At 45.0% G+C, this 22379-nt stretch carries 22 protein-coding genes; 8 read left to right on the plus strand and 14 right to left on the minus strand.

The window, feature by feature from the left end:
* Positions 1 to 93: 93 nt before the first annotated feature.
* Complete coding sequence (locus tag IQ234_RS11960; RefSeq protein WP_104396717.1) at positions 94 to 411, minus strand: KGG domain-containing protein; 318 nt, start codon at positions 409 to 411, stop codon at positions 94 to 96.
* A gap of 606 nt (positions 412 to 1017) precedes the next feature.
* Positions 1018 to 3261 carry an IMS domain-containing protein gene (locus IQ234_RS11965; protein ID WP_193957255.1) on the minus strand — a complete coding sequence of 748 codons (2244 nt, stop codon included), beginning with the start codon at positions 3259 to 3261 and terminating at the stop codon, positions 1018 to 1020.
* 247 nt (positions 3262 to 3508) lie between these two features.
* On the opposite strand from IQ234_RS11965, the gene pdhA reads away from it, so the two are divergent.
* The 4 genes from pdhA (at position 3509) to IQ234_RS11985 (ending at position 8218) form a co-directional block, all read left to right on the plus strand.
* Complete coding sequence (gene pdhA, locus IQ234_RS11970) at positions 3509 to 4543, plus strand: pyruvate dehydrogenase (acetyl-transferring) E1 component subunit alpha (RefSeq protein ID WP_193957256.1); 1035 nt, start codon at positions 3509 to 3511, stop codon at positions 4541 to 4543.
* 180 nt (positions 4544 to 4723) lie between these two features.
* A complete protein-coding gene (locus IQ234_RS11975; RefSeq protein WP_193957269.1) occupies positions 4724 to 5506 on the plus strand; it encodes a hypothetical protein in 783 nt (260 codons plus the stop codon).
* 111 nt (positions 5507 to 5617) lie between these two features.
* A complete protein-coding gene (locus IQ234_RS11980) occupies positions 5618 to 6556 on the plus strand; it encodes a glycosyltransferase family 2 protein (RefSeq protein ID WP_193957257.1) in 939 nt (312 codons plus the stop codon).
* A gap of 60 nt (positions 6557 to 6616) precedes the next feature.
* Positions 6617 to 8218, plus strand: coding sequence for a glycosyltransferase family 39 protein (locus IQ234_RS11985; RefSeq protein ID WP_193957258.1), 1602 nt, complete (start codon positions 6617 to 6619; stop codon positions 8216 to 8218).
* Positions 8219 to 8232: 14 nt separating this feature from the next.
* Here IQ234_RS11985 and IQ234_RS11990 read toward each other — a convergent pair whose 3' ends face one another.
* Positions 8233 to 8574 carry a hypothetical protein gene (locus IQ234_RS11990; RefSeq protein ID WP_012267070.1) on the minus strand — a complete coding sequence of 114 codons (342 nt, stop codon included), beginning with the start codon at positions 8572 to 8574 and terminating at the stop codon, positions 8233 to 8235.
* Between the two features lie 34 nt (positions 8575 to 8608).
* On the opposite strand from IQ234_RS11990, the gene aat reads away from it, so the two are divergent.
* From aat to IQ234_RS12005, 3 genes are all read left to right on the plus strand, one after another.
* The gene (gene aat, locus IQ234_RS11995) at positions 8609 to 9190 is read left to right on the plus strand and encodes a leucyl/phenylalanyl-tRNA--protein transferase (protein WP_110578900.1); all 582 of its coding nucleotides are present in this window, start codon (positions 8609 to 8611) and stop codon (positions 9188 to 9190) included.
* A 229-nt stretch (positions 9191 to 9419) separates the two neighbouring features.
* Positions 9420 to 10538, plus strand: a complete 1119-nt coding sequence (locus tag IQ234_RS12000) for a hybrid sensor histidine kinase/response regulator (RefSeq protein WP_193957259.1) — start codon at positions 9420 to 9422, stop codon at positions 10536 to 10538.
* Positions 10539 to 10573: 35 nt separating this feature from the next.
* A complete protein-coding gene (locus tag IQ234_RS12005) occupies positions 10574 to 11947 on the plus strand; it encodes an ankyrin repeat domain-containing protein (RefSeq protein ID WP_193957260.1) in 1374 nt (457 codons plus the stop codon).
* A 261-nt stretch (positions 11948 to 12208) separates the two neighbouring features.
* Here IQ234_RS12005 and IQ234_RS12010 read toward each other — a convergent pair whose 3' ends face one another.
* From IQ234_RS12010 to IQ234_RS12020, 3 genes are all read right to left on the minus strand, one after another.
* On the minus strand, positions 12209 to 12931 hold the full coding sequence (locus IQ234_RS12010) for a Stp1/IreP family PP2C-type Ser/Thr phosphatase (RefSeq protein WP_193957261.1): 723 nt from the start codon (positions 12929 to 12931) through the stop codon (positions 12209 to 12211).
* A gap of 41 nt (positions 12932 to 12972) precedes the next feature.
* Positions 12973 to 14661, minus strand: a complete 1689-nt coding sequence (locus tag IQ234_RS12015) for an ABC1 kinase family protein (protein ID WP_193957270.1) — start codon at positions 14659 to 14661, stop codon at positions 12973 to 12975.
* A 90-nt stretch (positions 14662 to 14751) separates the two neighbouring features.
* Positions 14752 to 15057, minus strand: a complete 306-nt coding sequence (locus tag IQ234_RS12020) for a DUF6825 family protein (protein ID WP_002742311.1) — start codon at positions 15055 to 15057, stop codon at positions 14752 to 14754.
* A 273-nt stretch (positions 15058 to 15330) separates the two neighbouring features.
* On the opposite strand from IQ234_RS12020, the gene IQ234_RS12025 reads away from it, so the two are divergent.
* Positions 15331 to 16554, plus strand: a complete 1224-nt coding sequence (locus IQ234_RS12025) for an ABC transporter substrate-binding protein (RefSeq protein ID WP_193957262.1) — start codon at positions 15331 to 15333, stop codon at positions 16552 to 16554.
* A gap of 380 nt (positions 16555 to 16934) precedes the next feature.
* On the opposite strand, the gene IQ234_RS12030 is transcribed toward IQ234_RS12025, so the two are convergent.
* The 8 genes from IQ234_RS12030 to IQ234_RS12065 form a co-directional block, all read right to left on the minus strand.
* Positions 16935 to 17111 carry a Txe/YoeB family addiction module toxin gene (locus IQ234_RS12030; protein ID WP_322743453.1) on the minus strand — a complete coding sequence of 59 codons (177 nt, stop codon included), beginning with the start codon at positions 17109 to 17111 and terminating at the stop codon, positions 16935 to 16937.
* 309 nt (positions 17112 to 17420) lie between these two features.
* Positions 17421 to 18323, minus strand: a complete 903-nt coding sequence (locus tag IQ234_RS12035; RefSeq protein WP_193957263.1) for a F0F1 ATP synthase subunit gamma — start codon at positions 18321 to 18323, stop codon at positions 17421 to 17423.
* Positions 18324 to 18356: 33 nt separating this feature from the next.
* Positions 18357 to 19883 (minus strand): alternate F1F0 ATPase, F1 subunit alpha, encoded by a 1527-nt coding sequence (locus tag IQ234_RS12040; RefSeq protein ID WP_193957264.1) that lies wholly within the window; start codon positions 19881 to 19883, stop codon positions 18357 to 18359.
* Complete coding sequence (locus IQ234_RS12045; RefSeq protein WP_193957265.1) at positions 19880 to 20668, minus strand: F0F1 ATP synthase subunit B; 789 nt, start codon at positions 20666 to 20668, stop codon at positions 19880 to 19882. The genes IQ234_RS12040 and IQ234_RS12045 overlap by 4 nt, the downstream gene beginning before the upstream one ends.
* 4 nt (positions 20669 to 20672) lie before the next feature.
* Complete coding sequence (locus IQ234_RS12050) at positions 20673 to 20951, minus strand: F0F1 ATP synthase subunit C (protein ID WP_193957266.1); 279 nt, start codon at positions 20949 to 20951, stop codon at positions 20673 to 20675.
* Positions 20944 to 21660, minus strand: a complete 717-nt coding sequence (locus tag IQ234_RS12055; RefSeq protein WP_193957267.1) for a F0F1 ATP synthase subunit A — start codon at positions 21658 to 21660, stop codon at positions 20944 to 20946. Before IQ234_RS12055 ends, IQ234_RS12050 begins: the two co-directional genes overlap by 8 nt.
* A gap of 12 nt (positions 21661 to 21672) precedes the next feature.
* Entirely contained in the window at positions 21673 to 21966 is a 294-nt protein-coding gene (locus tag IQ234_RS12060) for an ATP synthase subunit I (RefSeq protein WP_193957268.1), read from the minus strand.
* Positions 21959 to 22303: an AtpZ/AtpI family protein gene (locus tag IQ234_RS12065; RefSeq protein WP_190357833.1), complete on the minus strand. Its 345-nt coding sequence runs from the start codon at positions 22301 to 22303 to the stop codon at positions 21959 to 21961. The genes IQ234_RS12060 and IQ234_RS12065 overlap by 8 nt, the downstream gene beginning before the upstream one ends.
* Positions 22304 to 22379 lie beyond the last annotated feature (76 nt).

The raw sequence follows: 22379 nt of genomic DNA on the forward strand, positions 1-22379 counted from the left end.
GAATGGGGGAATGGGGGAATTCAACTAAAACCCCAACACCCTAAAACCCCAACACCCCAACACCCTCTCAGTCTGAGAAAAAGTCAAGAAAAGTCAACTATTTGCCTCCGAGTTGCTGAAATCTGAGGAATTTTCACCTATAGACTCGTTGACTGGGGAATTTTCCCCGGAGTTTAAGTTTTTGCGACTGCCTTTGTGGGAATTCTTGCCTCCTTCCCGTCCAATAGCTGCCATGTGGGCGCGATCTCGGCTAACCGCTTCACCACCCTTTCGTCCCGCTTCGCGAGCTTCTTCGGAGGTAAATTCGTGGGCTGTACCTTTTTGATGAGCAGCTTTACCACCTTTACTAGCGATTTCCTTTTGTTTAGCTTGATCCATAGAGGCAAAACCGCGTTTACTCTTACCTGTCATAATATCCCTCCTGTGTGAATGCTGATTTTAAAAGTTCTTAAAGACTTATGCGAGATTTTTAAAACATCAAAATCATGGTCTTGTCGGTGGGCAAAACATTGAGATTGCCCCGCTTTTTTCCTCTAAGAACTACGGATTCCCACCCATGATTATAACTCATTAGCTTGACTTCTAGGAAACCAATTACAGCAATCAAAGGGCGTATTTTATGTTAAAAAATATTAAGCAAATCGAGCATTTATCAGTCTAAAGATATAGAAGTTATCTTAATGGTGAGGTACAAAGTTGGTCTTTTGGGGCAGTCGGTCTTTAGTTATCAGTTATGGCTCTTCGGTTTGTGTTATGCAATGGACGGGGGTTATAAGGGATGGAAACCTTATATACAAAGGCATTTAGCGATTTTTGTCAATTGTTTTTTATCTAGAGCGAGCTAATCAATTAAGTCTCTTGCCAGATAAGGATTTAGTCGATTTATGCCACCCCATTGAACCATACTAGGTAGCGAAGAACCATAATTCATAATTCATGATTCCCACTTCCCCACTTCCCAATTCATAATTCATAATTCATAATTACCACGTTTTTTGGGGATTTAATCGGGAAAAATCAGGGTAAGACTTGGGTTTTTTCGATCAACCATTTATCTCCTTGCCGTACCAAATCATAGCGCACCTTCAAGGACTCATTATAGGAACGCTCGACAATTTCCTTGCCATTATGGAAATACATGGCCTTTTCGTTGACTATCGCTTCTACTGTCGCTAAATTAGGATTTTTCGGATTATTAGTGACCGATCGCACATCCACCTGATGATCGTAGCGCCAATAGTTATTTCCCTGTAAAGCCGCCGCCCGTTTTTGCCAAATTTCCAAAGCTGAACCCGTTAAAACCTCTTTCAATGGCTCTTTTTGGTGTTCACTGCCAAAAGCGGCCGATTTTGCCCCTAACCAAGCTTGAATCGTCTCCTTGGCCGTTTCCTTGTCTAAGGGAGTCCTTTCCATCACTTCCGCGTTAGCCGAAGGAATTTCTAGTATGGGAGTATTTAAAGAAATCGGTAACTGTTCCCCTTGCAAGGCTGCCAAAGGAGATTGACTATCGACAATTGCCCTTACCCCCAAGGCCAAGACTGCTATCGTTCCCACTAATCCTACCCCCAATATTGCCACTCGATCGAGTCGTAGTTTTCTGCGGGCCGGTCGTCTCCGTTTCGGTGGGACTAGGGCAGTTTTTACCGTTTCTGGGGCTGCCGGCCTGGAGTTACCCGCTGCTGGGTGGCGCGAGCGACGGGGAAGACGACGGGGGGGATTAAGTGCCGGTTGATGATCGGCTGCCGTCACCACCACACTGCCCTGAGTATAGGGAGTGAAAGTTTCCTCCTGAGCGGTGGCTCTCAGGGCAGGTACAGCAGTGCCTGTCCGCTCACCGTTAGCTCTAGCTAAAGACGGTTTTTGGGGACGAGAATGGGAAGAGTAAGCAGATTCCCTCATCGGTGTCGCTCCTGGCACTGGGTTTAAATGGGTGGGGGGGGTGTGGGTTTTGAGAACATTTACTTCCGATTCTAAAGGTTCGCTAACCTTTTCTTGAACCGACACGGGAACTTTTTCGTCAGGAAAACCTGACAATTCTTCTAAATAATTTTGTACCTCTTCCTCGGCAAAATACTCTTTGAGTGAGGCTTTCTGCTCGACTAAATCACTAAAATGACAGAAAACTTCTGTTTGTAACCAACGCTCACCGTAACGACATAACCCGGGCAAAAGATCGGGAGATTGCCCAGATTGTTCCTTAATATAATTTAATATTTCTTGCTCTTGACTTTTTTCTAAAATTGTGGTTGCTTGTTCGGTTTGACCGAGCAACAGGGCGCAGATCGATCGCTCGATGGAGACATCCTGATGTTTTTGTAATTGCTGTAGGCGATCGCTGGCTGCCACAATAGCGGCGGGTTGTTTTTGGGCGAAACCGCGGGCAATCAAGGCATAAACCAGCAGATAATTACCCACAGCCGAGGGGCGTTCTGCCTCTTTTGCCCAGATTTTCTCCTGTTCGGCCTGAGTTAAATAAACCCGTAACTGTTGAATAAAGCGTAAAAAATTATCCACCCCCAACCCAGAGCGATCGTCGCCCTGGCCATCAATGCCGCCGCGAGCGGCCAACATCTCCTCCAAGAGATTTAAGCCGTGCTGACGGGCAAGACCGGGTTTTTTTTCCTGGGATAACAATTCCAGAACCCGGTAGGGACGCAAGCGATCGCAATCATGGCGAATCTCGCTGGCTACTTGTGCGAACACTTGTTCTTGTTCCAACCAAGTCAAGGCTTTAGCTGCTGTGCTGGCCGCCTGTTCATAATTTTTATCCTGCCAATATTCCCGACTTAATTCCCCGTAGGCCAAGGCCAAGGTTAAGATCATGTCTGGGCGAGTAGTTGGCTCCAAATCTAGATAAGTTTCGGCCAAACGAATCACTAACTCGTATTCTCCCAACTCTTGCAGGATGAGCAAAGCTCCCACTAGATCGGCGGGGGCAATGGTAATCTGGGGAGTGGGATATTCTGAGGAAGCAGCGGCCACCTCCCCAGCCTGAGAATCGAGGTTTTCGGTGCTGCTTTCTGGGTTGAGAAGCAGGGGATTGGGGTCGAAAAATTGGGCATCGTAATCACGACGGCGATCTGGATCACTTAACACTTGGTAAGCTTGATCTAACAAGTGCTGACGGGCAACGATCGCTGTTTGACTGTATTCTTGACGTGGCAATTGCCGTCCCCGATCGGCGTGGGCCAAATCAATCTGCTCGGCACTCACCTGAAAGGGGATTCCCAATATCCTGTAGTAGTCAAGAGGAATTCGCACGGTTAGCTGTACCTCAACTCTGGAGAGTCCTTAGTGAATTAAATGATGTAAGTGAGAGCGGAGCGAGTAAAATAACAAGATACCATCTTATCCTAGCCAATCTCTGACTGACTAAGATTAGATTTGAGAGAGAAAATACTAAGAACCCCTTGGTTTAAGACCAAAAAATTCACTGCCAGAATTCTCGAAAAATCTACCGCTTCCTCTCCCCTTGCCTTTTTGTTGTCTAAATGATACTACAGACCCTATGATTTCCGAACGTACTTTACCAACCTTTAATCCTGCTTCCATCATTATTACCAAAGCTGAAGGTCTTCGCCTATACGAGGATATGGTTTTGGGGCGGATGTTTGAAGATAAATGCGCCGAAATGTATTATCGGGGCAAAATGTTCGGTTTTGTCCATCTCTACAACGGTCAGGAAGCGATATCTAGCGGTATTATTAAAGCCTTGCGTCAGGGAGAAGATTACGTTTCTAGCACCTATCGCGATCACGTCCACGCCCTCAGTGCCGGAGTTCCCGCTAAGGAGGTAATGGCGGAGTTATTCGGCAAAGCTACTGGTTGTAGTAAAGGACGGGGCGGCTCCATGCATATGTTTTCCGCTGAACATAAGCTTTTAGGGGGTTACGCTTTTGTGGCCGAGGGGATTCCCGTCGCTACCGGGGCGGCTTTTCAAAGTAAATACCGTCGGGAAGCCATGGCTGATGCCAGTGCCGATCAGGTAACGGTTTGTTTCTTTGGCGATGGGGCGAGTAATAATGGCCAGTTTTTTGAGTGTCTGAATATGGCCGCCCTCTGGAAGTTGCCGATTATCTATGTGGTGGAAAATAATAAGTGGGCGATCGGTATGGCCCACGATCGAGCCACTTCCCAACCGGAAATCTATAAAAAAGCCAGTGTTTTTAGTATGGTCGGTGTGGAAGTGGACGGTATGGATGTGGTCGCCGTTCATGCCGCTGCCAGAGAAGCCGTGTCCCGCGCCCGCGCCGGTGAGGGGCCGACTTTGATTGAGGCCTTAACCTATCGTTTCCGGGGTCACTCTCTGGCAGATCCCGACGAGTTACGCAGTGCTGACGAGAAACAATTCTGGGGCGAAAGAGATCCGATCACTCGCTTTGCCGCCTACCTCTACGAGCGAGATCTGGCCACGAGAGAAGAATTAAAAGAAATCGAGGAGAAAATTCAAGCTGAAATCGAGGCAGCGGTTAAATTTGCCGAATCTAGCCCCGAACCCGATCCTAGTGAACTAACTCGCTTTATTTTCGCCGAAGACGAGTAATTTCAGTGATCAGTTACCAGTTATTCAGATTTGAGTAATCAGTGATCACTGATTACTTAAGGTATTCTATGAGGGGGAGCAGCAAAATCCCGCCTTGAATCTGGTTGCTGTGGAAAAAATCCGTAAAAAATAGTTGCGCTCTTGTATAATTCGCTAAAATCCAGAGAAATAGCTTTTGCCATGGCGACTACAGAAGCATTGAACCCCAGTCAGTTCGCATTCTTAACCAACCTCACCGCTGATCGTTCAAGTTCACCCAACCCACAAGAAGAAATGGACAAAGTTATCATTCTCGTTAATGCCGAAGCTCAAGCCAGTGGTCAGATGTCTCGGCTATCGCCCGTTACCGAAAAAATGGTGATTGCCTTAAAAAATGCGGTTCCTAAATCCTTGGCGGTGGAGGTGACGGGGACGGCTTCTTTGTGGTCAAAAATGGAGTCGGGTAAAACCAGCCAAAATAATTTAATCTGGTGTCCCTTAACGATTCAATTGCCCAATTGGGTGAATTTTCCGGGTAAAAAAGTTTATCAAGCTTGTCGAGATATCGAAGAAAGACGCGCTTGGGTTGCCCATACCCTGCACTATAAAACCAGTCAGGGAGATTCTTCTTTTGGGGATCTTTGGTTGCCGATCACAGTGACATCTAAGGGTTTAGAATACGGTGAGGTAATCGGGGAGGGTATGATCCCTAATGCCTACAGTCAGCCGATTAGTCTAGAAAGAGAGAGTCTTAAGTCTTTACACCGGCTGGCAGCGCAATTACTGGATAATTTACAGGCTCCTGCTTCTGTTTACTTGCTACAGTTTCGTCTGGCTCATCGAGAAGTGGTTTTTGATCGTCTCTGGCCTTTTCCTGCCGCACCTGCGATCGCTTCCCTACGCGGTCAACAGACGGATCTCTATGCAGCCTACTGGAATTGTTTACGTCGGCAAGCAATGGTCGATCATTCTTTGGCAATTTAAAAGCACTGTCTAGCAGTAATTTATTAAGTTGACAAAAGGGATACTTTAGCAGAATATTTAGCGTAGCAGCCGCCATAAAAACCCGGCTTTTGTCCGTTCCAACTTTCGAAAATGCCGAAATATTCGCTAATTATCCCGATTTATAACGAGGAAGAAACCATTCCAGAACTCTATCGCCGTGTCAGTGCCGTCATGGATAGTTTAGATGATTCTGTGGAACTGATTCTGATTAATGATGGCAGTCGGGACAGTTCCTTAAATTTAATGCGGGAACTACAGGAAAGAGATGCTAGGGTCTGTTACATTAGCTTTGCTCGTAACTTTGGCCATCAGGCTGCAGTAACGGCAGGACTTAATTTTGCTAGGGGTCAAGTTATTGTTGTCCTCGATGCCGACTTGCAAGATCCACCAGAATTGATTCCCAAAATGATTGAGTCTTGGCAAGCAGGTTATCATGTGGTTTACGCCCAGAGAACAAAACGGAAAAAAGAAAGTTGGTTTAAACGCCTAACTGCCTACGTTTTCTATAGATTGCTGCGACAATTAGCCGACGTGGATATCCCTGCGGACACGGGGGATTTTTGTCTGATGGATCGTCAGGTGGTGGAGGTCTTAAATTCTATGCCAGAACGGAATCGTTATATTCGCGGTTTGCGCGCTTGGATTGGTTTCCGACAAACTGCTGTTAAATTTGAGCGGGATCCCCGGTTTGCTGGGGAAGTCAAGTACACTTTTAAAAAATCCCTAGCTTTAGCGATTAATAGCTTGGTGTCTTTTTCTAAGATTCCCCTGCGTCTTTCCACTTATTTAGGCTTATTTTCTGCTTTAATTGCCCTGTTGATGGCTTTACTGGTTCTCTACTGGCGCTTACAGCAACCCGAATCTCCCGTTACTGGTTTAGCTACTATCTTGATCGCTGTGTTTTTCTTGGGTTCGGTACAATTGATCAGTATTGGCATATTAGGGGAATACATCGGGCGAATTTACGAAGAAGTTAAAGGCAGACCCGCTTATACAATCGCTGAGATCGCTGGGTTGGAAATCAATTAAACTTTCCCAACAACTATCAATTAATTCTTGTCGATTGATGACCTACGGACAAATAAACTTATGATAGACCAGAAAAAATATTTACCTGATCAATCGGCCGCTAATTTCGGAAAGTTTTTGATTATCACTATTTTAGTGATCGGTATGGGATTGCGGTTTTTTCATATAGAGGAAAAAGTCTATAGCGCCGATGAAGTTAGAAGTATTATGCGTTTTTCGGGATACACGACTCAAGACGTGCGGGAGCAGGCTTTCAACGGTGAAATTATTGGCAGGAAAGACCTACAATATTTTCAACATCCTCATTCCGAACGCTCTCTATCCGATGCCTTGCGCTCTCTGATGGGGAATCCAGAACATCCTCCCCTATACCATTTGTCAGCGCGTTTCTGGATGCAGTTAATCCCCATCGAAAATTCCGCCAGAACTTTCTCGATTTTCTTAAGCATCTTAGTCATTCCTTGCCTTTATTGGTTATGCCTAGAATTGTTCGATTCCTCCCTAACGGGCTGGATAGCAATCGCTTTATTCGCTGTTTCTCCCTTTCAGATGCTTGTGGCTCAAAATACCACCCAGTATAGTCTCTGGACATTGACAATTCTTTTATCAGGAATTGCTCTTTTACGAGCAATCCGTAAAAATACGCTTAAAAGTTGGCTCTGGTATAGCCTGAGTTTAGCCTTGACTTTTTATACTCATTTATTTTCTGCTACCGTCGCCATCGCCCAAGCTTTATATGTGATTCTTCTAGAGAGATTGAAAATTACAAGAACAGTTGTTAGCTATGTATTGGCAGCTGTTGGCAGCTTAGTTTTATTTAGCCCTTGGCTATTCGTGATTTTTAGCAACCTAGACAAAATTGATCGCAATACCCAATACTATCGACAGTTTAAGACTAATATCATCGAAATATCTCAAACCTTATTTCTTCATACTGGTCATGTATTTGTGGATTTCTTTCACCGCAAAGGAAAATTAGAATCGACTTTTCATCTATTAATATTATTGTTAGTGGTCTATTCTCTTTATCATCTCATCCGATACACCTCGCCGAAAGTTTGGTTATTCCTCATAACTTTGATTGTTGTTCCGACACTGTTTCAAATTGTACCTGATTTATTAAAACCATCGATCCGCTCTCTACAAGCTAGATATTATCTACCGGTTTTTCTGGGAATGCAGATGGCTATATCCTACCTGATTGCCAGTTATATCGGCTCAAAGTCCCCAAAAAATTGGCTGCACTATTTAGGACAACAAATCCTGCTAATTTTCCTGCTACTAGGTATAGTATCTGGTGTATTTCTGGGGTTAACTCCTGATGCGGGTTTAGACGATCAACGAGGTACAGCCAGTGGAGCTAATCTAGAAATCGCCCCTGTTTTAAACTCCATGAGCAAGCCGATAGTTATCAGCGATAATACCCCTAGTTTCTTTTTGGCATTATCCTATTTAGTTAACGATCGAGTTAAGTTTCAATTATTTCAGGATGGCGATGTGGAATCCTGGCGGCAAAAACTCAATCTCAAGGAATTAGCCCAAAACTACAGTAATATCGTCGTGGCACATCCCGAAGAAGATTTTGTTAACTTTTTAAATGAGCAGTACCCTATTCGCACAGAAAAATTAGCAGGGTCGCTAATAGAAATTAAACTCCAGTAACAAAGAAAAACTGTCTAACTTTGCCCACAACAGCGATCGATTCCTAAACTATCTAAAATTAAATCACTGACGGCGTTAGCGATGGCAAATTCACTATAAAAACTTTCGCGGAAATCAAAAGCTTGCATCTCGGTAACGATCGCAATTACTAGACAACCGAGATCGTTTTCCCCTTCCAAACGCTGACGCAGAAAAATTTGACTAGCGCGTTCAGCGATAGTTTCATTAATAGCTTCGGGAATAAATTCCGCATCTAACCAACGATGTAAAGCGGTGCGCAGCCAAGTTTGTTCCTGTTGGGGATTTTCGATCGGTGGTAAAGTAATAGGCGGAATTGGTGCGGGATGATCGGGCATAATTAGAGAATGATCAGGCTACAAGACTGAATTCTTGGGGGGAGTCGTGGATACCGCCTCTATTATACAAGGATACGCACGCGGTTACTTTCTCATGGCCGATGAGGGGGGGCGATTGGATTGGTATTCTAGTAGAAATCGCGCTCTTATCCCTCTAGATCAGCGTTTTAGGTATCCCAAGTCCCTAAAACGAGTTTTGAATCAAAATCGCTTTAGCGTGGCTATTAACCGCGATTTTGCTGGGGTTTGTGCCGGTTGTGCCGATCGCTCGCTGACTTGGATTTCCCCGGAGTTAATCCAAATCTATCAGCAATTACACCAGGCCGGTTGGGCCCACAGTTTCGAGACTTGGCAAGGGGATCAATTAGCGGGGGGGATTTTAGGTTTGGCAATTCGCGGGGTTTTTATCGGGGAATCGATGTTTTATGAAATTCCCGATGGTTCTAAGGTTGCCATGGTCAAGTTAGTTGAACACCTCAGAGAAGGGAATTTCTGTCTATTTGATGCCCAAATGCAAAATCCCCATCTGGCTAGATTTGGGGCCTATACTATCCCCGAAAAAGAATATCATCCCCTACTAGAAAGCGCTCTGCTGAAGCATTGCCGTTTTGTTTAAGTATTGTTTCTGATTCTGGAAGTCATCTTAATAGTGAGGTACAAAGTTTTCCTTTTGGGGAACCAGTCGTCGGGATTTAGCAGTCAATAGCAAATTAGGTTACACTTCACCTTTAGGAAAAACGCTGTCAGAATTGACATCGAAAATGTCTTGACTACTGAGGCAGAGTTAAGGTAACTTATTATATATGATCAGTCAGATAGTAATGCAATTCAAAGTCAAATTGGCGATGTCAAACCAGTTAAAAATTCTAATTGTTGATGATAACCAAGCAGATCGGAACAATGTGCGCCGATTGTTAAAAAGAGCGGGGCTGGAGACAGAAATAACAGAAGCCGCTGACTATGAAGAGGCTAAGGAAAAGATGTCCAATAATCTTTTCGACTGTGTATTGATCGATTATCTTCTACCGGATCGAGATGGTTTGACTTTGGTGCGGGAAATTCGGCAGCAGGGAGTTAAAATCCCCCTAATTATCTTAACCGGTCACGGAGACGAAGAAATTGCCGTCGATATGATGAAAGCTGGTGCTTCCGATTATCTGAGTAAATTTCGTCTTACTCCCTCGCGCTTAAATCAAGCGATGCAAAACGCCCTACGCATCTATGAAGCGGAACAAGAAGCGGCGATTGCCAAACAAGAAAAAGAGCATTTAGCTAAACAAAAAGAAGATTTTATTGCGAGGATGACCCACGATTTACGAACTCCCTTAGTCTCGGCTAATCACATATTAGAACTATTTAAAGAAGGTTTATACGGTGAGATTACTCCCGAAATGAGTCGAGTTATTCAGGTGATTATTCGCAGTAATAAAAATCTCTTGGAAATGGTTAGTAATCTTTTGGAAGTTTATTTTCATGAAAACGGGGAAAAAAAACTTAATTTTACTAAATTCAAGATTATCGATCTTCTCGAAGAAGTTTTTCAGGAGTTAGATCCCCTTGCCCGAGAAAAAGGACTAGAATTAAGCTTAAATGCCGAAAATACTGGGGAAATTTTCCTCAATGGAGATGTATTAGAACTGCGGCGCGTTTTTAGCAATCTCATCAGCAATGGGATTAAATTTACCGAACAGGGTTATGTGAAAATTCATCTCATCCCCGCCACAGAGGAAGATGCTTTTGTAACCATTGTCATTGAGGATACTGGTATCGGCATTGCAGCAGAAGAACTACCCCGGATTTTTGAGCGCCTGTACTCCGGTTCCGTAGAAACTTCCACCAGTGGGTTAGGACTTTATCTCTCCCGTCGCATTATCGATGCTCATGGGGGAACTATTAGCGTCACCTCAGAATTAGAACGGGGTAGTAGCTTTTCTGTCCGTTTACCCGCCTATAACGATCGATAATAGAAAAAATACTTTCTGCCGATCGGTCACTGTTAATGGCTTCTAATTGGGATATCTTGTTAATACAAGCGGCGCGTCAGGGCAATCTCGCGCGGGTTCAAGCTTTACTGAGTCAGGGGGCAAATGTCAACGCCACCGATGGCCACAATACGACGGCTTTAATCTATGCCGTGCAGGGGGGTCATCGGGAAATTGTGGCAATTTTGCGAGAATTTGGGGCTGATATCAACAAAAGTAAACAACCTCAAGGTTTAACCCCTCTCATGTTAGCGGCTGCCCTCAATCACAGTGAAATCCTCGCTCAATTAATCGCCGCCGCTGCTAATGTCAATCAGGTCAATCAAGATGGTACACCAGCACTAATGATTGCCGCTTATAAGGGTCATACAGCGATCGCAGAACAGTTATTAACCGCCGGCGCTCGGGTCAATATGCGCGATCGGGATGGAGATACAGCTTTATCTGTAGCAATTAGCCAAAATTACGCTGCAATTGTCGGTTTACTGCTCGATCGTGGTGTAGATGAAGAAATCCGTCAAGAAGCTTGGTTAGAGGCTCTCAACGCTAATCGTCCAGAAATCCTCCAATTGTTTATTAACCGTGGTATGCCTCTCGATTCTCCCACTTTATCTGGGGAAACTCCCTTAATTTTGGCTGTAGAGAGGGGAAATCTCGGCAGCGTACAAACTTTACTGCAAGCGGGAGCAAATCCAAACATTAGCACGGAGGAGGGAGAAACAGCCCTGATGATCGCCGCTGCCGAGGGATATTTCGATATTGTCCGACTTTTACTTGCTCAGGGGGCTAGTATTGACAATCAAAATCAGGCTGGAGAAACGGCTCTGCATTTAGCCACGATCGAAGGACATTTAGAGATCGTCCAGGCCTTACTACAAGCCGGCGCTTTTGTCAATCACCGCAACCATTTTGGTGATACACCCTTGCTTATCGCCACGGTGCAGGGATACGAAGCGATCGTTTTAGAATTGTTAAAACAGGGAGCCGATCCTAACCTAACTCAGCAGGGAGAAACCCCCTTAACTTTAGCTCTACAGCGCCAATTTACGGAAATCTGCCGTTATCTCCTCGACTACGGGGCTAATGCCAACGCCGTTTATCCCGATGGCAAAACCGTCCTCATGAAAGCTTGTGAGGACAATAATAGTCAATTGGTGCGCTGGTTAATCGATATCGGTGCCGATGTCAATAAACTCGATTTTAGCGGCGCTTCCCCTTTAATGTGGGCCAGTTATCACGGTTGTCTCGACACGGTTAAAGTTTTGTTAGACGGGGGAAAGGTGAACTTAAATCAGAAAAATCAAGGGGGAATGACCGCTTTAATGTTAGCTAAATTTAATCACCATCAGGCGATCGTTTCTTTATTACAACAAGCAGGAGCGATCGAGTAAGCTGCCCGCGCATTTAAATTGCTTGTGGAGATGAGGCGATCGGCAGGAGATAGGGTGTTAGGGTGTTAGGGTTTTAGGGTGTTAGGGTGTTAGGGTTTTAGGGTGTTAGGGTTTTAGGGTTTTAGGGTTTTAGGGTGTTAGGGTTTTAGTTGAAATTCCCCCACTTCCCCACTTCCCCACTTCATAATTCATAATTCATAATTCATAATTCCCATCTCCCCACTTCCCCACGAGAAACTTTTTGCCGCAAACCCTAGATAGTCAACAGCTGACCATGACCACGGTGATATTATCAGAACCGCCGGCTTTTTTGGCCGCTGCCACTAAATTCTCGACAATTTCCTGACAATCGGCACCAGTTTGCAAATAATCGCTAATTTGCTCGTCGGACAGTTCTTCCGTCAAACCATCACTACAGAGAATCAAACTATCGCCGGATTGCAGATCGAGGGGAGATACGGTCACTGGGGGCAAATCGCGACGACCAAGGCATTGAAATAAAACGTGCCGCCAAGGGTGGTTTTTGGCTTCTTCTTTGGACAGATCACCCATTTTTATCGCCCTAGCTACCCAGGTATGATCCTCCGTCACCTGTTCTAATTTTTGCTCACGAAAGCGATAGAGACGGGAATCACCAATATGGGTGTACCAAGAGCCATCATCTCGGACGATAGCCATGACTAGGGTTGTCCCCATGTCCTGTCTTTCGGGATTTTTCAGTTGATCTTCAATAATCTTCTCGTTAGCGGCAGTAATTGCCTCCTGTAGCAATTCCCCAGCAGTCAGGGGCGAATTCCAGTGTTCTTCTAGATGAGCTTGGATAGTTTCAGTGGCGATTTGACTAGCTTCCTGGCCCCCCGCATGACCTCCCATACCATCAGCAACGATAAAAAAGCGCCGCTCGGGGTCGATATAATAACTATCCTGATTAACCGATCGCACTACACCAGGATCGGTCAGTCCTCCAAAAGAAAGATTGTTCATCGAAATTTCTGCTTTTAACACAATATTTATTATCCCGCAAATTACATCATGCGATCCTGACGTTCAATTTTTCGCCAGAGTCTCACAAGAGCTATCCCCGGCAGCAGCGAAATCGCCATCGGCACTAAAGTTAACCAACCAAAACCACTGACAAATAGAAGCGTCGCTGAGATAAGTAAAGCACTGACCAGTAAAGTATAGTTGGTTCCCATTTGAATCATACCCAATCGCCGCAAAAGTCGATCGGATTCGCTGGAACGCACCCGGACACGGATATCACCCCGTTCTAATTTTTCGATCGTATCATCGATGCGTCGGGGTAAACTCAGGGCGGTGCTGCTCACTTGGGCTGCTTGTCGTCCTAACTCATCGAGGATATTACTGCCATTATTTCCCGTCATATCATTTACTAATTGCAGGGCAAAAGGTTGGGCCACTTCCATAAAGTTAAATTCGGGATCGAGTCCTTTGCCTACCCCTTCCAGGGTAGAAAATGCTCGCATGACGAAGGTAAAGGTAGCGGGAAAGCGAAAAGGCTGATCGTAGGCGATTTCATAGAGATCATCGCTGATAGAGGCCACGGATTGCTCCTCAAAGGGTTTATCCATGAAGTTATCGAGCATATACTGGATCGATCGCCGCACTGCTCCCATATCACCATTAGCAGTTAATGCTCCTAAATCCACCAGAGAAGTGACCACGCGATCGGCATCTTTTTGGGCAATTCCCAAGAGAGTCTGCATTAATTTTTCGCGCACATTGGTTTTAATTTGTCCCATCATGCCGAAATCGTAGAAAATTAGGGAGCCATCACTATCAACGGCAATATTGCCGGGGTGAGGATCTGCGTGAAAAAAGCCGTTATTGAGTAGTTGAATTAGATAAGCTTTTGCTCCTAGTTTAGCCAACAATTTGCGATCGAGTCCGGCTGCTTCTAGGGCTTCATAATGACTGATTTTGATGCCGGGGAGGTATTCTAGGGTTAAAACCCGGGGAGCGGTGTAGCGCCAATAGACTTTCGGTACTTTCACCCAATCTTCCCCGCGAAAATTACGGCGAAAAGTGTCAGCGTTACGACCTTCATTGAGATAATCGGTTTCTTCCCAGAGGATTTTACAGCATTCTTCATAAATACCCGTCCAATCGCGACCTTTACCCCATTTGGGATGATTTTGGAAATATTGGGCGATTTTTTTTAGGATGGTCAGATCGATACTAAATAATTTTTTCAATCCAGGCCGTTGGACTTTGACCACCACATCTTCCCCGGTCTTCAGTTGGGCCCGGTGAACTTGTCCTAAACTAGCGGCTGCTAGGGGAATAGGATCGAAGCTTTTAAAGAGTTGATTGAGGGGTTTACCGAGGGATACCTCGATGATTTTGCTGGCCTGTTCGTAGGTAAATGCGGGAACCTGATCCTGTAGTTTCGAGAGTTCTTCCACATATTCTAGGGGAAAAAGATCGGCCCGGGTGGAGAACAGTTGACCGACTTTAATAAAAGTTGGGCCCAATTCTAGCATGGTTTCCCGAATCCAAGCGGCTTGTTTTCTGCGTCTGCTGGCGAGTTTTTCCTCGCTATAGCCACCGTTATAGCTCCATTTTTTACCGTTGAGCCAGAATTGATAAAGTACAGTCAGAACGAATCGCCAAATATCTAGACGACGACGATTGATGGAGTAGTTTTCTTGATTCCAACGATAGCTATTTTTGGCGACTTGGAGGGCCGGCATTGCTGGGTTTAACTCTGGGGTAACGGGGACGGGTAGAAGGGCTGACACGCAGTTTTTGGGGCTTTAAAGCGACTAAAAGAGGGTTTTGGGTTAATTTCGGTAGTTTTTTAGTTCCGAGCGCAATTGGGCGATTTCGGCCCGCATTTCGTCGATGTTTTCCTGCACATCGGCACTGGAGGAACCACTGGAGTCTGTACCAGTATATACTCCCTTTTCCATGGCTCGATCGGCTCTCATTTGCACTTCTTCGACGAATTGCCGCAGGTTTTCCCGTTGTTCGGCATCAAATTTGCCTAATTCGCTTAAAGCGTTGGTAAACGCATCTTCTAGCTGTTCACTGACCACTTCAGCGATCGCTCGTCCGAGGAAAAAGGCGTGAATAACGGGGTTAGTCATAATCTTAAATGGATGTTTTCGCTTGCTGGGGTTTGTGGACGGGAAGGGCAATAATAAATTCCCTAACTACTAGGTTAGGCGACAGAACCAGAAAAGGCAAATCGTTTTTCTGAAAAGGGAGGTGAGACGGGGAGGTTAATCGACAAAATTAGGGGAAACAAAGGGTGCTGAGGGAGCAAAATCTGACTCGATCGCGTCGAGAATTATCGCTGAAATCAACCCGATTAGCGAAATAATAGTGTCATCAACAATATCAGCCTCTGGAGAGTTAAGATGCTCAGAAAACGTTTATTAATCCCCTTAATACTATCCCTAGTCACTTTTGGTCTAGTGGTGGCCTGTAATTCCAGCACTCCCACCAGTCAAACTAACCCCAGTCCCGCAGAAAACGCCGCCACTTCCCCTATTCCTATCGGTGCAGCTTTAGCTCAAACCAGCAATCTCGCCCTATTGGGACAGGAACAGGTGATCGGTGTCAAGATGGCTGAAACATATTTTAATAAAAAGGGCGGAGTCAATGGAACACCGATTAAAGTTATTATCCAGGATGTGGCCGGGGATGAACAGGGCGCGATCAACGCCATTAATACCCTAATCACTCAAGATAAAGTGGTGGGTATTCTTGGTCCGTCTCTGTCCCAGCAAGCTTTTGCCGCTAGTCCGATCGCCGATCGAGCTAAAGTTCCCATTCTCGGCCCTTCTAACACGGCTAAAGGTATCCCCCAGATCGGTGAATATGTGGGTAGGGTGTCCGCTCCTGTGGCTGTGGTCGCTCCCAATGCGGTTAAAACTGCTTTAAAAATCGATCCCAAGATTAAAAAAGTGGCTGTCTTTTTTGCCCAAAATGATGCTTTTAGTAAATCGGAAACGGAAACTTTTCAAGAAACCCTAAAGAGTTTAAATCTTGATATTGTCACCGTGCAGAAATTCCAAACCACCGATACAGATTTTCAAAACCAAGCCACTGCCGCTATTAATATTAAACCGGATTTAGTGATTATTTCTGGTTTGGTTGCTGACGGAGGAAATTTAGTCAAACAGTTGCGACAATTAGGTTATCAGGGGTTAATTATTGGGGGCAATGGTTTAAATACTTCTAATATTTTCCCGGTTTGTCAAGCTCAATGTGATGGTATTCTCATCGCTCAAGCTTATAACCCGGAATTAGATAATCCTATTAATCGGGATTTTGTCGCCGCTTATACAGCAGAAAATAAAAAAGCACCGCCCCAATTTACCGCTCAAGCTTTTACTGGAATTCAAGTTTTTGTCGAGGCATTAAAACGGGTAGATGATAAAAATAAACTCAGTACACTTTCCCTCGAACAAATTCGCCAACAATTAAATCAGGAAATTTTAGCGGGTAAGTATGTCACTGTCCTGGGAAATATTGCTTTTACTCCCGAAGGGGAAATCATTCAGGATAAATTCTCCGTGGCACAAATTAAAATGGATGCCGATGGTAAAAATGGTAAATTTACTTTTGTGAAAAATTAATCAGTAAAGGGTTCTTCTCATTTCTACCTCGTTGCAAGGGTGTCCCTTGCAACGCACTTCCAGAGGTTCTAGCTTTTGTGTAATACTAAATCCTGTTTAAAGTGTTCAAGACTATTAAATTTGTGACTTTCCCTCACCTATAGGTGAGCAGCAGAAGTTATTCAAAGAGGGCGAATGCAATTCGCCCCTACAATAATATTATTGCGCCAATGGTAGGGGCGCACCGTGGTCAGTGAGTTTATCGAACTGCGTGCGCCCAAAATGTCATCTAGATATTTGTCCAAAATTGAGATGCACCCAAATTATCCCTATTCTTCTTCCTTCCACACAAAAACCAGAAGAGCCTTGCTCTCAGCTATTTCTGTAATTTCTGGCGATTATTAGTAGTGAAATTTACAGGAAATGATCACAATTTCTTCATCAGACACGCTATAAACTAGGCGATGTTCTTTTGTAATGCGTCGTGACCATAATCCTGATAGTTCATGTTTTAATGCTTCTGGTTTTCCTAATCCAGAAAAAGGCTCTCTTTGAACATCTTTAATAAGGCTGGCAATTTTATCCTAAACTTTTTTATCTGCGATCGCCCATTAGTTAAACTCATCAAAACTTCGGGTTAGAAAGGCGACTTTCCTCATAAGTTAGCAGCATCTACATATCACTTATTCCTAATCTTTCTTGAATAATTAATGATACCAATACCACCCTAAAATGATTCTGGTTTTGATGGAGTTGCGGTCGGGATACTATACATCTGTACTTAATAAAAAAAGTGTAGGGCTTTTAGGGTATTTTCCCTTTTTTTGGGCATTTTTTCCCGACTTTATTGAGTCGAAACCTTTTTCCTATCGGCATTTCAGGCTTTTTCAGCCAGCCCTAATTAGTGCCTCAAAACCAGAGACGATTTCCAACATTTCTTCAGTGATAGCAGTTTGCCGTTCCTGTTGGAATTGAGCGTGAAGTTGTGCTAATTGCTCTTCTATATTTTTCTCGGATGCTTGCATCGATGCCAGTCGGCTCGCATTTTCACTAGCCAAAGATTCAGCCAAAGCACGATAGAGACAAATAAATAAATATTGCTCGATCAAAGCAGAAAATAACTGACTCCAATCCATGGTAAAAGTAGGCAAAGTGGCTCCTACCCACCTTTTTTGCTGTAAGTCTTCTAGCCATTTTTTATCCACAGGTAATAATTGTAAGGTATGAGGTTGATAGGATATATTGGAGCGAGGCTTATGGTAAAACAAGGCAATTTTATCTATTTGCATTTGAGATTGCCACATTTCGATGTGTAGTAGCAGTTCTTGAACCATTGACGTGATGCCAGCAAGAGAAGTGGGCATCGCAAAGTTCCGTTCGCTGACTATTCCCGCATTTTCTAAGGGGGGAATTACCCGCGCACCTACAGCCAAGACTGCCAGTTTGTTGGAGTCAATAGACAAGTGCTGAATCTGAGTAACGGCGTAGCGGACAATCTGCTCGTTGAACTGACCGCACATACCCTGGTCTGAACCAAATATGATCGCACCTAAAGGACTATTTCTCGGAAGCTTTCTGGGGCTTGCAGCGATCGCATGGTGTTGATATACTGCTGATCCTAAAACAATTTGCAAGCCCATCTCAATGGTACGATTATACTCAATAAGGGATTCTACTGCCTGTTCATATTGATGAATGCTGGCCGCTGCAAGAACTTTCATGGTCTTGACAACGGATTGAAGTTCTTGCGCGATCGCAATTCGTCGTTGTAGCAATTCAAGGACTGGCATGATCTGTGTGGATTGGCAATTAGTCGAGTTAATTTATTCTGGGATAGCAATTGCTTGTTCAGCTAGATTGACTAAATTCTGGAAATCCCCATCGCTCAGTTTTTTGCCAGATTGTAGGTGAACACATATTGCGGGTAATTGCTGGCGTATTGCTAAAGCGACGGCTTTTTCGGCCGCTGGAATTTCCGCGATTTTCAATCGATCAAATACTCCTGATGTCACCGCTAGGAGTATAGCAATTTGTTCGGGAACCGGCATCGGTTCGTACTGATTTTGTTTCAAAACTTCCCGCACGCGCCGCCCTCGTTCTAAAGTTTGACGAGTGACTTCATCTAAACGAGTGCCAAAACGGGAGAAAACCTCTAGTTCTTCAAACTGGGAATAGGATAGGCGTAAATCACTCGCCACAGCACGATAGGCAGCTAATTGAGTCTTCCCCCCCACTCGCGACACCGACTTACCCGCATCTACCGCCGGCAAAATTCCTTTTTGAAACAGCACCGGAGAGAGATAGATTTGCCCGTCGGTAATTGAGATTAAATTGGTCGGAATGTAAGCAGAGATATTTTGGGCTTCGGTTTCGACAATCGGCAATGCAGTTAAAGAACCACCTCCTCGGGCAGCATTTAGGCGTGTAGAGCGTTCGAGCAAACGAGAATGGATGTAGAAAATATCCCCTGGAAAAGCTTCTCGACCGGGAGGACGGCGTAATAACAGAGATAGCTCTCGATAAGCGCGAGCATGAGCGGTCAAATCATCATAAACAATCAAGACATCATGGCCCTGCTCCATAAAATACTCTGCCATGGCCGTGGCGGTGTAGGGAGCAATAAACTGCAAGCCCGGTGGTTCTTCCCCAGCGGCAAAGACGACCAAACAGTAGTCCATCGCCCCATACTGCTGCAAGTCAGCGACGAACTTAGCCACCGCCGAACTGCGCTGTCCGATCGCGCAGTAAACGCAAATCACCTTTTCACCTTTCTGGTTGATAATCGTGTCAAGAGCGATCGAGCTTTTTCCTGTTTGGCGATCGCCTAAAATCAATTCTCGCTGGCCCCGTCCGATGGGAATCAGAGCATCCACCACCTTTAAGCCCGTTTGCAGCGGTACTGTCACCGGAGCGCGATCCATAATTGCTGGGGCTTTTCGCTCGGCCAAATATCTTTGTGCCGCCCGCACTGGCCCCCGGTTATCCAAGGGGCGACCCATGGGATCGACTACTCGCCCTAAGAGTCCGTCACCCACCGGCACATCTAGCACTCGTCCCGTCCGGCGTACCTCATCCCCTGCTTTTAAATGTTCGCTTTTATCTAAGAGGATAGTGCCGACTTCATCAATATCCAAGTTAAAGGCCATACCCAGAGAATCTCCCTGGAAACAAACAATTTCTTCCGATTTTACGCCGGGCAAGCCGGCAATCCGGGCAATCCCTTGACCGATAAAGTTTACCGTGCCAATTTCTCGGTATTTAAGTTGTGGGCGCTGCTCGCCTAAAATCCGTTGGCAGCTAGAGAAGGTATCCTCTAGCAATCGATGTAAAGCTTGCTCATCTCGGTTCATGGTATTGTTTGATTACCCCTCGTCTCTCGCGTAAAGACAACGGCTAAGTCCTCTTCAAAGTCGTTCAAAAATTCCTCGACATTCCAGGCGATTCTTCGGCCAGAGGTTTTTAACTCAATGCCACAGATAAGGGCCGGTTTCACTTCAAATTTTATATCCAGATCACCAACAAGTTCTTGGCGAAGAACTGAGATAATTTGCTGCCGCAATTCTTCCGAGATTTCAAAGCTGCTAGAGATGATTGCCTCCCGCGTCTTGGCCGTTGCGGCGATCGCTTGACAAAGCACTTGTTTTTCTTCCCGCTCCCAATTGCGAACTCGCTCAAGGAAAACTTGAATGACAAGCTGTTCCAGTTGGACATCGGCTAGAGCTGCCAAAACTTGGCGAATTGTCTCCTGAATCTGTTGTAATGCTCGATGTTGCAACTCTTGCAAAAAGGCATCTTTTTGCCGTTGAACTATTTCTTGCCAGCGAGATCGGTCTTCTTCTACTTCAGTGCGGATACCTTGCATTAACTCTGTTTGCGTCTGTGCAACTGCTGCCTTAACTTGAGCCAACATCGTCGAGCGCTCAGTCGCAAAATCTTGCTGCATTTGTTGGTATTTTTCGATTTCTTCTCGCGCTAATTGGCACTTTTGTTCGGCATCTTGCTGGCGATCGCTAATTGTTTTTTCCCGACGTTCCATTGCCTGAATAATAGGACGGTAGAGAAACTTTTGCAGTACAGCCACCAAAATCAAGAAATTAACAATTTGGGCCAAAAAGGTAAACCAATCAACTGCCACGGAATTATCCCCCCGCTTTAGTCACTACATAACTCCAAAAAGGATTGGCAAAAATTAAAATTAGCGAAATCACAAAACAATAAATTGCCACTGACTCAATAAATGCCAAACCAACAAATAACGTTCGAGTAATCGTATTGGCTTCGTCTGGCTGTTGCGCCAAAGCGGTCAAAGCTTGAGCGATGGCTCTTCCCTCTCCCAGTGCCGGCCCGATTGAACCGATCGCCATAGTTAATCCAGCCGCTAAAATTGATATCATTGCCGTCAAGCCAATATTATTCATGGTTTCTTTGCTCCTTTTCGCCTGTATGAGAATTATTAACTACTTGCTGTGCTTCTGTTGCCGAAGCAATATAAACCATAGCCAAAATCGCAAAAATATACGCTTGAATTAATCCAGTCAGTAGCTCCAATACCTGCATGATAATCGGGAAAAAGAGAGGGGCAATGGATAAAAGAATAGCTACTATCATGACATCACTCATCACATTGCCAAACAGCCGGATAGCCAAGGACAAGGTGCGTGACAGTTCCCCAATCAGATGAAAAGGTAACATCAAGGGATGGGGTTGTAAATAGTGATTGAGATATTTTTTTAACCCTGACTGACGTATGCCGTAAAATGGCACCGCCCAAAAAACACAGATAGCAAGTGCTGCCGTTGTAGAAAGAGAGGCCGTAGGCGGATGATATCCCGGTATGATTTCTAAAAGATTGGAAGCGGCGATGAAAATAAACAAAGTACCAATAAATGGCAAGTAGATATCCGGTTGGCATCCGCTAATATCTCTTATTTGACCCCGCAATTCTTCGATTACAACTTCCAAAACATTTTGCCAGCGAGACAGACGAGTATCAGTCGATAGTCGGCGCGTGATTAGCCAGGAACTAATGCCCAATAACGCCATTAACCCCCAAGTAAATAACAGAGTAGCATTAAGGGTAATTGCTCCTGATTGCCAGAAAATAATCTTGTCAGGACTTAGATACATCAGCTATTGTACTTAGTTGCTTCTGAATTTAGGTTGAACCTGCTGCAATATTAGATTTCTCGTCCAGAAGAAGGTGGCCAGGCTTAACAGCAAGTGGAGGACTGGCAAGTGGGGGACTGCAGCTATTATCGCATAAAATCCCAGCAAAATTATGCTTGTACGCCCCAAAAAACTAATCAAAGTTAATACCGTGGGATTATTGGTTCTGGGGAGTTGACGCACCGTTAGCCACAATCCCCCAAAATAGGCCAAACCCAAGGCCATTCCCGCCAATAGTGCCAGAGGAAAATACAGCAGTTCAATCATGATTGAGTTCCTTTTTCGATTGCTCGCGTGCGCCCTCGATGGCGGATTGTTCGCGCTTAACCCACTGCCAGGCATTCAAACAGCCCAGCATCAACCCAGCCAACATTAACATTAATGTCCAGGAAAAGCGACTCGGCCATTCTCGATCGATCCAGATACCGAGTGCCATACCTAAGAGAGTGGGTAGAACAACTGACCAGCCGACTAATCCCAATAACCCCAGGCCAAACCATATACTGTGCTTCTTTTCTACTCTAGCTCTGAGTTTGCGCTCTTCCTGGCCCCCTACCTTGCGGCTAAAGCGCAAACGATTTTTTTGATGACTTCTTGCTGCCATTTTATTCAGTAAGTGGTTCTAATTAAATTGAAGATAGATTTTGCCTTTGATCCCCCCTGCCCCCCTTGATAAGGGG

The sequence above is a fragment of the Microcystis aeruginosa LEGE 91341 genome (assembly GCF_015206885.1).
GTDB lineage: Bacteria > Cyanobacteriota > Cyanobacteriia > Cyanobacteriales > Microcystaceae > Microcystis > Microcystis aeruginosa_H.